A 14,485-nucleotide genomic window follows, 5' to 3' on the forward strand; every position below is an offset into this window, starting at 1 on the left:
GGCGCTTAGAACAGCACCGAGTAGTTCAGGCCAAAGGTGCGTCCGCGGCCCTTGTAGTTGTAAAGCGATGCCGGGCCATAGCCCGGGCTGTAGTACAGCGGCGCGCGCTGGCCCCAGACGGTGGTGTAATCGCGGTCGAGGACGTTTTCCACGCTGAAGCTGAGCTTGCCGACCGGAAGCTCGTAGCTGCCGAGCAGATCCACGGTGGTATAGCCGTCGACCTTGTAGCCCTGCGCGTCGCTCACGTCGAACGAGGTGGTGCTCTGCACGCGCAGGCTCCACGGATCCGGCGCCCAGCCGACGTAGGCGGTCGCTTTCGACGGGCTCGCCACCTTCACGTCATATTTTTCCCAGCTGCCGTTCACCTTCGACTCGGTTTTCAGCACGTTGAAGTTCGCCCCGGTGCTCCAGTCGGTGTCCGGGATGAAGTAGTCCACCGCGCCCTCCACGCCGTAGATGCGGCGCTTGTCGTCCACCACGCTGATGGTCAGATCTTTATTGGCTACCACGTTCTTGTCGGAAATCGAGTAGTAGGCCGCGATCTGGGTGCGCAGGCTGTCGCCCGTATAGCGCCAGCCCAGCTCGTAGGAGTTAACCTTCACGCCTTCCAGCGAGCTGTCGGAGACGTTCACGCTGTTGTTCAGCGGCAGGTGGCCGTTCACCGCCGCGCCGTAGGTACCGCGACCGTAGTATTTACCCGGATCCGGCAGCTCTACGCCCTGCGAGAAGTTAAACCACGTCTGCTGGCGTTCGGTCAGGTGAACCAGCAGGCCCGCGTTGAACAGGAAGTTATCGTAATCGACCGTACCGCCGGGGATCGCGTCCGCGGAGGTTGCCTTACCCGCGGCAATTTGCTGCTGCTGCGCGTAGCCGATGAAGTCATCGATCTTGTTCTCGGTGTACTGGTAGCGCACGCCGCCGCTGAGGGTAAAGATGTCGTTGATGTCATAGCTCGACTGCAGGAAGGCGGCCAGGTTGGTGATGTCGTAGGACGGATAGCGCCCGGTGGTGTAGATCGACTGGTTGTTCAGGCCGCCGGAGGCGTTGGCCTTGTCCAGATCGAAGAACATCTGGTTTGAGGTGAAGCGCTCGTGGTCGGCGTCCAGGCCGTAGGTCAGCTGCCAGCCGTCAACCGGCGTGCTGTTGAGGGTCAGCTTCGCGCCGTACTGGTTGGTGTCCTGCTGCGATGACGAGAACGCGGTCGCCTGTTTGGCGGCGTTGACCGTCGGGAACGGATAGAAGAGCAGGGACTCGTCGCGGTAATAGACCTGACCGACCAGCTCCTGGCCGAGGAAATCGCTGTTGGAGTATTGCAGGCTCATCAGGTGACGCTCGGTGCCCGGAATACGGTCGGAGTTCAGCCCCTTGCTGACGTAAGGCTTGCTGGTGCCGCTGATGGCCGAGAAATCCTTCCCGAGGTTCAGCCCGTAATCGTCGTCGCCCTGGCTTTTATAGTACTGGGTGACCAGCTGAAGCTGCTGGGTTTCGTCGATGTTCAGCGTGCCGGTGCCCATCACGTCCAGACGGTCGGAATACTGCAGGCCGGTCTGGGTGTTGTCCAGCAGGGTGGCGTCGCCGTTGCCGTCGTACCAGCCGCCAAACTTCTGATACGCCACCGACGCGCGCCCGGAGATGTGGTCGTTGCCGCCGGAGACGGCGCTCGCCACGCGCTCGTCGTGGTCTTTGCTGCTGTTAAAGCCGCTCTTGATGCCCGTCTCAAACTCAACCTGGGTTTCCGGCTGGCCCTTTTTGGTGACGATGTTGATCAGGCCGCCGGTGCTGCCGCCGCCGTAAAGGGAGGTCGCGCCGGAGATCACCTCAACGTGATCGATGTTAAACGGATCGATGGAGTCCAGCTGGCGGCTGTCGGTGCGCGACGAGTTCAGGCGCACGCCGTCAACCAGCACGACCAGCGGGCGTCCGCGCACGTTCATGCCGTAGTTGGTGCGGCTCTGGCTGCTGACGTCAAGGCCGGGGATCAGCTGGGCCAGCGCGTCTTTAAACTCTTTGCCGCCCTGGATCTGCTGCTGCAGCTCGGCGTTTTCAATCACCCACGTGGTCTGCGCCATTTCCGCGACGGTGCGGTTGCTGCGGTTAGCCGACACCACGAGCGTTTCGTCATCGGCCTGCTGCGCCGCCGTCGCGGGGGCCATCATGGCCAGCAGCAGCGGGTTCAGTGCCCAGAGCGTTTGTTTTTTGCTTATCATCATTATTCCTTCAGACGGGCGGAAAAAATCAGCCCAAAGATGCTGTGTAGCGATGGTGTGAAGCAGCCTCAGGCTGCGGTTTTTCCCGGCTGCCGCTGCGCCACTGAATGAGCGATGGCGGCGTACTGAGATCGAAGAGATCGCGCCCAACCGCGCGATTCAAAATACGGGCGGAGCGCCAGGCCATCAGGCTCAGCTGCGGCTCGGCTATGCCGTGCGTGTGCATGCTGGCGTTAACGGCGAAGATCTGGTTCTCCTGCGGGCCGTCCCACTCGACGGTGAAATCGTCCCGAACGTTAAAGCTGCACTCGTCGCGCATGGCGATGCGCGGCATCAGCGGGGAGAGCATCTCCGGCAGCGCGGGGCGGTAGCCGGTGGCGAAAATCACCACGTCGCTGTCCAGCGCGTCGTAGCCTTTGTCCAGATGATGTTCCAGCAGCAGTTGCCAGCCCTGGCCGCGGCTTTCCAGACCCGTGACCGAGCGGCTCGGCATCAGGCGCGCGTTGCGCGGCAGGCCCAGCACCTCAAAGCGGTGATACAGCTCGCGGTAGATCGTCAGCAGCGAGTCGGCGGTAATGCCGTCGGAGGTCATTTTCTGCTCGCTGAGCATCTCGCCGCGCGCCGTTTCGTTCAGGCCGACAAAGCCGGACACGTACTCCGGGGTGAAATATTCGTTGGCGAACGCCGCTTCATCCAGCGCGTTGAAGTTATTGCGGCGCGACACCCAGCTAATCTCGGCGACGTCGCCCCATTCACCGCGCAGCGCGTTGAGGAACAGGTCGGCGCCGCTTTGCCCGCCGCCGACCACGGTGACGCGCTTGCCGCTCAGGTTCGGCTGGCGCAGGCTCATCTCGCTGGCGTGGAAGCAGGTTGGCGACACGGTTTTCACGCACGGCGGCAGGTGCGGCTGCTTGCCGATGCCGAGGCAGATATGGCGGGCGAAGGTTTCGCCCTGGCCGGTCTGCACGGCGAACAGCTGACGCTTATCGTCGAAATCAATGCGCTCAACCGTGTTGTTGAAGCGCAGATTTTGCATCCCTTCCGCGGCCCAGCGCAGGTAGTCGGAAAACTCGTCGCGGGAGACGGTGCGCAGCTCGGTGGTCAAAAAGCGATAGAACTTTTTGCGCTTCACCAGATAGTTCACAAAGCTGAACGGGCTGGTCGGCGCCACGGCGGTGACCAGATCCTTGAGGAACATGGTCTGCATATGGCAGTCCGGCACCAGCATGCCGGGGTGCCAGGCAAAGTGCGCGCGTCCGTCAAAGAAGCGGGTGCTGAAGCCTTCGGCTTCGTGGGCCAGCGCCGCGATGCTCAGGTTAAACGGGCCGATGCCGACGCCAATAAAATCTACGGTGTTTGTCATGATTTAGTCCCTGGTTACCAGCCACAGCGGATTTTGCAGATCCTCGAGATAATTCGGCAGCATGCGGCTGCCGCCGTCCTGGTCAGGCCAGGTCAGCTTTACGGGGTTCAGCACAACGCGGATGATTTGTGGTTTGAAGAGCGTGAAGAGGGCAAAGCGCGCCGACATGTCGGGATGCGCCTGCATGTAATCACTCAGCACGGCCGCCAGCAGTTGATAAAAACGTCTCTCCGGTACGCCAAGGCGCGCCATGAGCGGCGAAACAAAGCGCAGCACCGTCACGAAGTGGCCGGTCTGCAAATCATGAATCAGGTAGTCGGCGCTCAGGCGGGCGGTAACGTCCCGCACTTCCTGAGGCAGGGAGTCCATCTCCGGGAACTCATCCTTCACCAGCCGCATGTCGCCCTGAAAATCCTTCAGCAGGACGCGCTGCGGCACGCCGTCCTTCATGGCGAGGGTAATGTTTTGCCCGTGGGCGATCAGCGCCACGCCGTAGCGGCACAGCAGGTGGTACAGCGGCACCACCACCACGCGGAACAGGTGGGAAAGCCAGGCTTCCGCCTCCATGCCCGACTGGGCGATATAGGCGCCAATCAGCGGTTCACCGCGCTCGTCGCACTCCATCAGCGTCGCCATCAAAATCGGGTTTTCATCCGGCTCCAGCCAGCGGCACGGGTTTTCACGCCAGATCACGCCGAGCATTTCCTGATAGCGATAGGGCGCCTGCGCGAGCGTGCCGTAGCCCGCGTGGGAGACATAGCCCGCCGCCGGTTCGCCGAGGATCACCGCGCCGCTTTCAACCAACGTCTTATCGGTGGCGAAGATCTGCTGCAGCCAGCGGGAGGCCAGCGGCCCGGCGGCGATGTATTTGCCGGGAATCCCGCGATAGCAGGAGGTGTTGTAAATCGTCAGCGGCAGTTTGATATCCAGCCCGCCCGGACGGCTGGCGTTGGTCAGGGTACGCAGCGACTGCTGGGCGAGCCAGCGGTCGCCAAATTCGCCCAGCGACACCATGCGGCCTTCGGCCAAATCGGCAACGAAATCAAGGGCGATTTTTTGCTGCCACTGCCACGGATGTACCGGGAGCGGCAGCCAGCCGTCGTCAAGGCCGCGATCCTGCCAGTCCCGAGTAAAGCGGGCGAGCTCCTGCGGATCCATGGCCGCCGCCAGCAGCTGCTGCACGTCCAGCTCGCTGTCGCAGCGCCAGACCATGTGGTCGCGCTTCACCGCCAGCCAGTGCAGCTGGAAGGTGTTGCCGTATTCGGGCGCGTAGCGCGTCAGCGCCTCCTGGCCCCAGCCGCGGCGGCCCTTGTTAAAGGCGAATTTCGGATGGCCGCTCAGCAGGCACTGCAGGCGGTCGGCGTCCAGGGCGATCAGATCGTCTGCGCTCATCCCGCGGCGGGCGTTTCGCAGTTGAAGATCGCCCAGCAGGGTGGCGTAGAGATCCTGCATATGTTCTGCGACGGTGGCGTCGCTCATGGAAAGCACCGGCTTAAGCTGCATCAGCAGCGTTTGCGCTGCCACGGTTTCATCCGCGCAGCGCAGCGTGTCGGGGTCGATCCACAGCCAGCCCCAGATGCCGCGCTCGGCGCTAAAGTGCCACTCCGCGCCCGGCAGGTTGATGCAGTAGCGGCCTTCGCCAAGGGATTCGGCCTTAAAGACCTGCTCGTATTCCAGCTCGGCCAGCATTTTCGCCACAAGCTGGCGGTTTACCGTTTCCCAGTCCGTGCGGTTCATCACAGGCCCACCTCCGTAAAGAAGGCGTGGCGATCCGCCATCACCAGGCGCGAGCGCTTGTGCGGGAAGTCGAACTCCTTCACCGTGCGGTAGCCTGCCGGTTCAAGGTGGCGGAACAGGCGCTGGTTGTCGGCGCGCGGCTCCAGCACCGTGCGCTGGGTGCGCGGCTCGTCGAGCAGGAGATAGTGCGTCAGCCCGCGCAGCCAGCTTTGGACGTAGTGCGCGCCGCGCCAGGCCTGCTCGCCAACCAGCAGGTGCAGGCCGCGATCGTAGGGCTGCCAGGCGTAGTGGCGGCCAATGCGGTCTTCTGCCGCCCAGTAAATTTCAAAGTAGCTAAACGGCTGGTCGTCAAAGCAGCCGATCAGCGGAAACGCGTGCTGGCCCGTCAGCTGGCGCTCGAGGTACGCGGTCTGCACCTCCTGCGAGCCGCCTTGCTCCCAGAAATATTCCACGCGCGGATCGTTCATCCAGCGGGTGAAGCGCTCGGCGTCCTGTGCCGGGTCCGCCACGCGGAAGCTCAGCGTTTTGCGCACGCGCGGGTCGTAGCGGCGGTACACCTCGCCCTGCGGGCGCGCCGGACGGCGGGGGAAGTAGATCTCGCGCTCGGCGTCGTACACCATTTCGCCGGAGGTCCGATTCGCCGGTGCGCTGAGCCAGAGCGGGAGCTGCATAAAGGCGTCGCGGTGGATAACGTCGCTGTCGATCAGGCCGAAAATCGCCTGCGCCTGCGGCTCCTCGCGCCATTCGGCGTAGGGGAGGACGAGGGCGGAGATCTGCGGCGCGGCGATAAAAATCTGGTCCAGCGCATCGCGCAGCCAGCCTTCCGGCAGCGGGCCCGGCCAGCGCAGCACGGCGCTGTTGTCCATGCCCCAGCCGAGATTCAGGTTCGCATCGAGTTTTTCACAGCGCAGGCCGTGCCCGCCGTGAACGATAGTAGCCTTAGACATTCAGCACTCCTGCGCCAGCAGCGGGTTGGCGAAATCGAAGTAGATCACCGACGGGTCGATGATGGTGTTTTCGTTGTGATCGTTCAGGTAACAGAAGAAGTTGCCCTTCACGTTCCAGACGGGACTGTCCAGCACGTAGTCGAGACAGGCCGTGTGGGTGACCTGCTCGCGCACCGCGCATAGCTGCGCGCGCACGCGCGACATCAGGCTTGCCTCGTCGTCGAGCCCGGCGGCGCCCAGCGCGGCGGTGACGGCGAAGGTCGAGTTCACCAGCAGGTAGTAAGGGAAGTAGCGCAGCAGCTGCTCGCGGGTGAAGATGTTTTCCGCCTGCGCTTCGCCGATAACGTCCAGCCAGCCCGCGGCGTGCGGCATAAAGGCGCTGCCCTGGCAGTCGCGATAGATCAGCCCGACGGGCAGATCCTGCTGCATCTCTACCAGAATATTTTGCTGATGCGCCAGCAGCACCAGGCCGTAATCCGCTTCGGCGGTGAACAGCGGCTTCAGCACCTGCTGGCAGTAGGCGTCGACCCACGCGTGGGCCGCCTGCTGCGCCGTAATGCCGAGGCGCGCGCTCAGGCGTTTTACCGCGGCAACGAGCAGGGAATCCCCGCCGTCCGGCGCGGCCTGCGTCAGGGAAACCAGCACGTTGGTCTGGCTTTGCGGCTGACCGACCAGCAGGTTTTCGCGCAGGGCAAACAGGCTCTCGGCCATGATGTTGCCGTCGAGATCGCGCAGCCCGGCCCAGCCGTCTTCCTGCATCACCTGGAAGGTTGGGAAGCGGGTCTGAAGCTCCTGCCAGCGCTCGGTTTTCGCGAGGTTCGCGAGGCGCATGCCGCGCTTCACCTCTTTCACCGACAGCGTGCGCACGGAGTTGGTCAGGCGCACGCTGAGGGAGAACTTGATCATGTCGCGACTGGTGGCGCAGTACAGCGAGCGGGAAGAGGTGGTCGGCAGCCAGAACGTCCCGGCCTCGCCCAGATCTTTCAGCAGGTTTTTCTCCACGAGCTGCTGGCACCACGGCTGTTCAAGCAGATACGCGGCCTGCCACGGGTGCAGCGGGAAAAGCCACTGGCTGTCGGTTAATTCGTTCAGCAGCTGCGGGGCATTCTCGGCGGCGAACCGCGTCAGGCGCTGCTGCAGGTTCAGGTTAAGGCTTTCACCGGCAATCTGCGCCTTATCCACGGCGAACCAGCGAAGGGGAAAGCGCGGCGCGAAGTCCGGCAGGTAGCGCTCGGCCTCCTGCTGGGTAAACGGCTCGTGGGATTTCGGTGCCGGATGGAACGCGTGGCCGACCAGCAGTGCCTGCTCCGCCTCGGCAAAATTCAGCGGACGATCGCGCAGGGCGGCCCAGTCGTGACGGGCGTCAATGGCCTGCTGCGTGTGCGCGTGGCTTTGCGTGACGCGCTGGTAAAACGCATCGCGATGGGACGCGGGCAGCGAAAGCTGATGCTGAAGCTTATTGATGATGAGTCGGGAAAAATCGGTGAAATGCAGTGGCTGACTGCCAGATTCGCTGACCAGCCTGGCGGGGAAGGCGAAGCGGTGGTGCTGCGTCGGTGAGAAATAGTCCACCGTAAAGTGAAGCGCCCGCCCGTCGTCAAGCGGAATGACAAGTTCGGCCGGCTGGCCTTCGGTTAATCGCCAGTCGCTTGTTTCGCGGATAAGAGAGTTCAGGAAGCACTGCGCGGCCACGTCCCAGGCCGGAATAGTCTTTGACAAAGTCATAATCAAACAGATTCCACGTGTTGTGATAATGCGAATTTTGCCGATAACGTTTCTCATTATCAATAGCAATTGTTAATATAGATAAAATTTATTTTACAAATAAACATAATATATCCATGGATTTGCAACATTGTGACGACATTTGAGATCTCGGAAACGCCGCAAAAACCCTTGTCCTGCTGGCCGCTGGCGTTCAGCGCCGGGCTGCTGGGCGTCGGACAGAACGGCCTGCTGGTCGCCATTCCCGTTCTGGTGATCCAGACAAACCTCAGCCTCTCGGTGTGGGCCGCGCTGTTAACGCTCGGCTCAATGCTGTTTCTGCCGTCTTCACCGTGGTGGGGAAAACAGATTGCGCGGGTGGGCAGCAAGCCCGTGGTGCTCTGGGCGCTGGCGGGGTACGGTGTGAGCTTTACGCTGCTGGGGCTGGGCAGCGCGCTGCTGGCGACGCACGCCGTTCCGGCGGCAGCGGGCGTTGGCCTGCTGGTCGTCGCGCGGGTGATTTACGGGCTGACGGTCTCGGCGATGGTGCCGGCCTGCCAGGTCTGGGCGCTGCAAAGGGCGGGCGAGGGAAGGCGCATGGCGGCGCTGGCGACCATCAGCTCGGGGCTCAGCTGCGGTCGCCTGTTTGGGCCGCTCTGCGCGGCGGCCATGCTCGCGATCCATCCTTTTGCACCGATGGCGCTGCTGATTGTCGCGCCGCTGCTGGCGCTGATTATGCTGCTGCGCCTGCCGGGCACGCCGCCGCAGCCCGGCGCAGAGCGCAGGCGCGCAGGCCTGACGCGCGCCTGCGTACCTTATCTGCTGTGTGCGATGCTGCTTTCCGCAACGGTCAGCCTGATGCAGCTTGGCCTTTCACCCGCGCTGGTTCGCCAGTTCGCGATGGATACGCACGCCATTAGCCATCAGGTGGCGTGGCTGCTGAGCGCGGCGGCGGTCGCTTCGCTGGCGGCACAGTTTGGCGTGCTGCGCCCCCAGCGGCTGACGCCGATGGCGCTTCTGCTCAGCGCCGGAGCGCTAATGATCTTTGGGCTGCTGCTGATGCTGGCCGTGCCGCTGTGGCTGTTTTATACCGGCTGCGCGCTGCTGTCGTTCGGCGCCGCGCTGGCAACGCCCGCCTATCAGCTGTTGCTCAACGAAAAGCTGGCCGACGGCGCGGGCGCGGGCTGGATTGCAACCAGCCATACCCTGGGCTACGGCCTGAGCGCGCTGCTGGTTCCCCTGGTGTCGAATAGCGGCGTCAGCGTAGCGCTGCTGGTTACGGCCTTCTGCACCGCCGCGCTCTTTAGCGTGACGTCGGGCGTTATCTGGCTCCGTCGTACACCGTCTCCACTGCAATAATAAGGAAAAGATATGGCTGGCGTTCAGAGCTATCGTCTGTTCAACGTTCAACTGGTGCGCAAAACGGAGGTGTCGCCCTCGCTGCTGAGCCTGGTCTTCGGCGGGCCGGAAGTCGCGGAGATGAAATCCGATTCGCCGGATCAGCGCATCAAGATGCTTTTTCCTTCAGAAGACGGCACGCCGCCGTCGCTTTCCGCCGGTAGCCAGTGGTATCAGGCGGTGCAGGAAATGGAGAAAGCGAAGCGTCCGGTGGTGCGTACCTACACGCTGCGCCACGTCGATTCGGCTCGCCGGGAAGTCTCCGTCGAATTTGTCCGCCACGGCCTTGAGGGGCCCGCCTCCGCGTGGGCGATTAACGCCGCGCCCGGCGACGCCATTCAGATCGTCGCGCCCAACGCCGCCCACCAGGAGGACAGCGGCGGCTACGAGTGGACGCCTCCCGCAGGTTTGCGCAGCGCGCTGATTATCGCCGATGAAACCGCGCTCCCGGCCGCGCGCGGGATCCTTGAGCGGCTCTCCAGTCAGGACAATCCGCCGCACGTTCGCGCCTTTTTTGAGGTGCCGGAAGAGGGCGATTGCGCCGATCTGGCCGCGTTTCAGTTTGCCGACATCACCTGGCTTGCGCGCAGCCGCACGGGATCGGCGCACGGAGAACGCCTTCTTGAGGCAGTAAGGGCGGCGACTTTCACTTCTCAGCGCCACCGCCGCGAGCAGGTACGCGAGGAGAGCGAGGGCGAGCTGCTGTGGGATAAAGCATCCACCCGCAGCACCGATTTTTACGGCTGGGTGGCGGGTGAATCGACGGTTGTGAAGCTGCTGCGCCGCTATCTGGTCGGTGAACAGGGGCTGCCGCACGACGCCATCAACTTTATGGCGTACTGGGCAAAAGGGCGCGCGAAGTAGAGGGTTTAGCGCCGGATTTCCGGCGCTTAAGGCAGGCTAGATGCGGAAATTGTGCGTGTCTGCGCAGGCCGTAAGGATGCTCAGGGACGAGCTGCGCAACGCCGCAGCGACGGTCTGGTAGCGTTCTGAAGCCAGCAGCGCTTCGACCGGCGTGTCCAGCACGCTGCCGAATCCGATATCCGGGAACTGCTTGGTAAGCACGAGCTCACCGCCGATATCAATATCCAGCTTGCAGCCTAATTTCAGGTATGCCGGGGCGGGCGGCATCTCGTTGCGATAGTAGCGCGCCAGATCCTCCGCTGAATAATCTGGCCCAAAGAGCACGGGTATGGATTTTTCGCTCGCCCTGAGCGCCTCGACGGTGCGGGTGATTTTGTCGATATAGTCGTCTGAGAAGGGACCCGTATCAAACCCGGAGTAAGAGACGGGCGTGATATCCCACTGTTTGCAGAATTGGTTATATTCGTGTCGATCCTTCAGCCCGGCGATCCACAGGTGATTGAATATCATCCAGTCCACGCCGCGCTCTTCACACATATCCTTCAGCGCCATTGTGTCATCAAGATTTGATGGCATTAACGTGTTTTCAACGCCGATCAGCCAGTTCATCCCGTTGCGCTTGCCCTCCGTCAGAAGGTCGATAGACGCAAGCGTTTTACGCCAGGTGCCTTTTCCGCGGATAGCGTCATGGGTTTCTCCCACGCCGTCTAGCGAAATCAGAAATGCCAGCTGGTTATGCCATCGTGAAAAGAGATCGTAATACTTCTTGATGCTTAGCCCGTTGGTGCAGATATGAATGAAGCAGCCCATCTCGGCGAACGTTTCCACGAACTTGTCGAAGTCGCGGTGCATGGTCGCTTCGCCGCCGTTAAGAATGATGTCCGGCTTATTGCGCGCCACAAAATCGAACAGATGTTGGCATTTATCAAACGGAATGGCCGTGGGATCCTGATCGTGGTGAAATCCGCCTTCGCGCCACTGAAAGCAGTGGGTACAGCGCAGATTACACGTATTTGTCATCTTGATGACCAGCTTGCAGATGTTTTTCTCTTCGATTTTCCCGCTCTGCAAATAATCCTGAATAGCCTGCTGAACCCTCAGCGTGCTGGCCTCATGGTACCGGGTGTAGCCCGGATTACGGGCGATGAAGTTTTGGTACTCCTGCGGGATGATCTCATAGTCGGTATGCGTTGATTTACGCGTCCACATGTTTGATGTCCTTTTTTATCTGTAGGCTAACGATCGCTCCTGCCCGCTGATTCACCAGCGCGGCAGCATGTTTTTTCAGGGTGAGGGCCCGATCGGGATTGGAGAGAAGGGTCTGAACGGCGTTGACGAGTTCACTGTCGTTTTCTGCGTAAAGCGCCGCATCATGACGCAGAAATACGCGCAGATTTTCCTCTTCATGCCCGGGCAAATAGCCGCTAATCACCAGCGGCTTACCGCAAAGGGCCGCTTCGGTCAGGGTAAGTCCGCCCGCTTTAGCAATTACCACTTCAGCCCGGGCGTAGAGGCTCTGCACCTCAGAGGTGTAAGGGTGCACCTCAAGCCTGCCAGCGCTTATCGGGTCACGAAAACGTGCGTTAAGTTCTTCACACAGCGCCCGATTGCTGCCGCACAGAACAATGAGGGTAGTGACCGACGGCAGACCCAGCAGCGACTCGATGCTCGTTGAGCTGAGGTGAAGCCCCCAGCCGCCACCGCTGAACATGACGCATCCTTTTTCCCCTGCATCATGAACCTGGTTCAGGGAGGCCGGAATGCCGGAAGCGGTTATCTTTCCGCCCTTACGTCGAATGGCGCGAAACACCGGGCTTTCAAATGCCATTGGAATGAAAAGCCTCTCCAGCGGCAGATCCCAGCCCGGCGAAACGGTGTAGTCTCCCAACACCCCGTATACCGGTCGGGGATGGCTGCTGTTTTTCTGCAAGTAGTTAGAGAACCAGCCGCAAAAAAAACTGCAGGCAACCACGGCCTCTGCGCGGCTAAACGCCGAGGGGGCTTCCAGTCGTTTGCCCTTATTCTTTAATCGAATGATGAGCGGCAGGAACGTATAAAGCCCCGGGTAAAACCAGCGGGAACGAAATATCCACTCGAACCACGTCTTATTATCATTGCACCAGCGTTGATAATTACCGAATAGCGCCTCGTTAAGCCATTCCGGTAATATATCATGTAGTGATAGTAAGCGACTTTCGATACCGTCCTGAGTTAACGCAAGCTGTATATTTCGTGCGAGGGTTAACGAGCCCGAACCGGATTCAATATAAAGTATTAAGACCATATTCTTCCCTGCTAAATTCCCGAAGCGCGTCAAGATCGATTTTCATTACGACCATATCTTTATTCTTGCCGTGGAAATGGCGGAAGGTGGCGACCTCCTGCAATCCGAGGGCCTTAAAGATGTTATAGATATTGGAGTCTGTGCCGTTACCCAGCAGTTCAATGTACATTGTGCGGAATCGGGTTTGGGTCAGGCAGACGTACATGTTGTTATAAATCATCCCCAGTTTCGTCATCGCAGGGGCATGCGGGGCGGCGACAAACCAGGCTGACCAGACGATGTCCGAGTGGTCCCACAGGCGATAATGGTATCCCGTCAGCCCGATAATTTCCCCGTTCTGGCGAAAGCACCAGTAGCGACGACCGTCATCGAGGCCCGCGCGCTGGCAGGATTCATGAAAATCCAGCGTGCGTATAACTTCTTCGCAGGCATCCCTCGCCATAGAAGCCGATATAAATTCCCGCTGCTGTTCATCAAAGCGTAAGTTTTCCGTTATCACGCCTTTCTGTGATAAATGGCGAGTTCCTTTTAACACCTTATCCATGAGCGCTTTATATTGCGTATCTTTATCCATATATTCTCTCCTTATAGGCAAACGAAATCTATGCCCCGCATTTGTGTGCTGGGTGAGGCGTAAGAAATGCATCGCTTATTTACATCTGCTTAAGGTATACCACAGGAAATAATAAATACAACGTCCCACAATAATAAAATGCGATCGAGATTAATATTGCGCAATGGTTTTTAGTTTATTAAATGAATAGCCGTCACTTGTGTGCTTATTTATTTAAATTAATTCTGTGTCCGTAATTTGAATAAGGTTGATGACGGTTGATGGAGAAATAATGAAATGTGGCCGAGTTACGATGAGTATACAGGGCCACGGATGCTGAGTTTTTATATAAGGGCGGTGAGTATTGACGTTGGCGCAATCACTCACGCCATCTGACCTGGGATTCGAGGAAGTGCTTCAGGAAGCTCTTGGGCGAAGGTACTGACGACAGACCAGAAGCGAGAAGCTATAGGTGATTGCAATAATGGACTACCTTTGACCGGAGAATAGTGTATAGAATTCAGAGTGACAGGACACAAGAGCAGGATTGGCTATGAACACAGGAAAAATGACGCTCAGGGATGTTTTTGACCTTATCCAGGTATGCATCCAACTTAAACCGCAGGTCACTAACCGCGATATGCGCGGCATGGTTACCCATCTATTTCCACGTACACTCCATTCCTGTACCCGCTTTTCAGGGATGGTGTCTGAATCATAATTAGCCTGTCCGTTGAAAGCGCGAAAAGCGGAGCTGCTTATCAGCATGCACATTGAAAGCATAAGACTCTTTTTCACGGCGATCTTTTCCTCCCTCTGGGTTTTTCACTCACGGCGTTAAGCAGATCGACAAGCCGTGAAGCGTGCTCACGGGCGAGCGTTTTTTGCCGGGCGATTTTCTCGGCGTCCCGGTCGGCGTAGCTGACGCCGCAGGTATAAACCGGCGCCAGCAGCTCAAGATTGCACAGCCTGGCCGTGGTCTCGAACGGAATAAGATACTCTTCAATGGAATGGCCAAAGAAACCGTCAGCGGTATAGAGCGCCTGCGGTGCCCCCGTGGTGAAGGAGAGGATCAGCTTTTTGCCGCCCAGCTTCGCCGTTGAGCCGTGCGCAAAGCCGTGAACAAAGACCTCGTCCAGCCATTGCTTCATAAGCCCCGGCAGCCCATACCAGGAAAAAGGGAACTGCCAGACAATCACATCGGCCCGGAGCAGGCTTTCCTGCTCCGCAGCGATTTTTAATTTGCCGTCCGGATAGAGCCAGTCCAGACGACGAATGTCGGCGTCGGGCAGGGCGGTAGCAACCTCGTCAAGAATGGTGGCGTTGGCAATAGAGTGGGCAAGGTCCGGATGCCCGGACACGATAAGAATATTTTTCATTTTAATAAGTTACGCGTTGTTGATGGATATTTAAGACTGTATGGCGTGT

At 59.8% G+C, this 14,485-nt stretch carries 11 protein-coding genes; 2 read left to right on the forward strand and 9 right to left on the reverse strand.

Annotated elements, in window-relative coordinates:
* Positions 1–5: 5 nt before the first annotated feature.
* Genes iutA through iucA form a run of 5 tightly spaced genes read right to left on the reverse strand, consistent with a single transcriptional unit; the run spans position 6 to position 7,979 of the window.
* Positions 6–2,210: a ferric aerobactin receptor IutA gene (gene iutA / locus AB8804_RS14790; RefSeq protein ID WP_371187396.1), complete on the reverse strand. Its 2,205-nt coding sequence runs from the start codon at positions 2,208–2,210 to the stop codon at positions 6–8.
* 25 nt (positions 2,211–2,235) lie between these two features.
* Complete coding sequence (gene iucD / locus AB8804_RS14795) at positions 2,236–3,570, reverse strand: NADPH-dependent L-lysine N(6)-monooxygenase (protein WP_371187398.1); 1,335 nt, start codon at positions 3,568–3,570, stop codon at positions 2,236–2,238.
* Between the two features lie 3 nt (positions 3,571–3,573).
* A complete protein-coding gene (iucC, locus tag AB8804_RS14800; protein WP_371187580.1) occupies positions 3,574–5,307 on the reverse strand; it encodes an aerobactin synthase IucC in 1,734 nt (577 codons plus the stop codon).
* Entirely contained in the window at positions 5,307–6,254 is a 948-nt protein-coding gene (gene iucB / locus AB8804_RS14805; protein ID WP_371187400.1) for a N(6)-hydroxylysine O-acetyltransferase, read from the reverse strand. The genes iucC and iucB overlap by 1 nt, the downstream gene beginning before the upstream one ends.
* A complete protein-coding gene (iucA, locus tag AB8804_RS14810) occupies positions 6,255–7,979 on the reverse strand; it encodes an aerobactin synthase IucA (protein WP_371187402.1) in 1,725 nt (574 codons plus the stop codon).
* A gap of 132 nt (positions 7,980–8,111) precedes the next feature.
* Between iucA and AB8804_RS14815 the strand changes: the two genes are divergently transcribed.
* Positions 8,112–9,317, forward strand: a complete 1,206-nt coding sequence (locus tag AB8804_RS14815; protein ID WP_371187404.1) for an MFS transporter — start codon at positions 8,112–8,114, stop codon at positions 9,315–9,317.
* 12 nt (positions 9,318–9,329) lie between these two features.
* The gene (locus AB8804_RS14820; protein WP_371187406.1) at positions 9,330–10,220 is read left to right on the forward strand and encodes a siderophore-interacting protein; all 891 of its coding nucleotides are present in this window, start codon (positions 9,330–9,332) and stop codon (positions 10,218–10,220) included.
* A gap of 36 nt (positions 10,221–10,256) precedes the next feature.
* Here AB8804_RS14820 and AB8804_RS14825 read toward each other — a convergent pair whose 3' ends face one another.
* The 4 genes from AB8804_RS14825 to AB8804_RS14840 all read right to left on the reverse strand — a co-directional run bounded on the left by AB8804_RS14825 (position 10,257) and on the right by AB8804_RS14840 (position 14,436).
* Positions 10,257–11,429 carry a radical SAM protein gene (locus tag AB8804_RS14825; RefSeq protein ID WP_371187408.1) on the reverse strand — a complete coding sequence of 391 codons (1,173 nt, stop codon included), beginning with the start codon at positions 11,427–11,429 and terminating at the stop codon, positions 10,257–10,259.
* Positions 11,416–12,504 carry a glycosyltransferase gene (locus tag AB8804_RS14830; RefSeq protein WP_371187410.1) on the reverse strand — a complete coding sequence of 363 codons (1,089 nt, stop codon included), beginning with the start codon at positions 12,502–12,504 and terminating at the stop codon, positions 11,416–11,418. The genes AB8804_RS14825 and AB8804_RS14830 overlap by 14 nt, the downstream gene beginning before the upstream one ends.
* A complete protein-coding gene (locus AB8804_RS14835; protein ID WP_371187412.1) occupies positions 12,482–13,078 on the reverse strand; it encodes a hypothetical protein in 597 nt (198 codons plus the stop codon). The genes AB8804_RS14830 and AB8804_RS14835 overlap by 23 nt, the downstream gene beginning before the upstream one ends.
* Before the next feature lie 773 nt (positions 13,079–13,851).
* A complete protein-coding gene (locus tag AB8804_RS14840; protein WP_371187414.1) occupies positions 13,852–14,436 on the reverse strand; it encodes an NAD(P)H-dependent oxidoreductase in 585 nt (194 codons plus the stop codon).
* Positions 14,437–14,485: the final 49 nt, after the last annotated feature.

The sequence above is a fragment of the Enterobacter sp. KBR-315C3_2022 genome, assembly GCF_041399425.1.
Lineage (GTDB): Bacteria > Pseudomonadota > Gammaproteobacteria > Enterobacterales > Enterobacteriaceae > Enterobacter.

What these genes read in the sequence shown, in the direction of transcription:
- iutA (WP_371187396.1), bottom strand. Translation starts at nt 2,210, where the DNA reads ATGATGATAAGCAAAAAACAAACGCTCTGGGCACTGAACCCGCTGCTG.
- iucB (WP_371187400.1), bottom strand. Translation starts at nt 6,254, where the DNA reads ATGTCTAAGGCTACTATCGTTCACGGCGGGCACGGCCTGCGCTGTGAA.
- AB8804_RS14835 (WP_371187412.1), bottom strand. Translation starts at nt 13,078, where the DNA reads ATGGATAAAGATACGCAATATAAAGCGCTCATGGATAAGGTGTTAAAA.
- iucD (WP_371187398.1), bottom strand. Translation starts at nt 3,570, where the DNA reads ATGACAAACACCGTAGATTTTATTGGCGTCGGCATCGGCCCGTTTAAC.
- AB8804_RS14820 (WP_371187406.1), top strand. Translation starts at nt 9,330, where the DNA reads ATGGCTGGCGTTCAGAGCTATCGTCTGTTCAACGTTCAACTGGTGCGC.
- AB8804_RS14830 (WP_371187410.1), bottom strand. Translation starts at nt 12,504, where the DNA reads ATGGTCTTAATACTTTATATTGAATCCGGTTCGGGCTCGTTAACCCTC.
- iucA (WP_371187402.1), bottom strand. Translation starts at nt 7,979, where the DNA reads ATGACTTTGTCAAAGACTATTCCGGCCTGGGACGTGGCCGCGCAGTGC.
- iucC (WP_371187580.1), bottom strand. Translation starts at nt 5,307, where the DNA reads ATGAACCGCACGGACTGGGAAACGGTAAACCGCCAGCTTGTGGCGAAA.
- AB8804_RS14840 (WP_371187414.1), bottom strand. Translation starts at nt 14,436, where the DNA reads ATGAAAAATATTCTTATCGTGTCCGGGCATCCGGACCTTGCCCACTCT.
- AB8804_RS14825 (WP_371187408.1), bottom strand. Translation starts at nt 11,429, where the DNA reads ATGTGGACGCGTAAATCAACGCATACCGACTATGAGATCATCCCGCAG.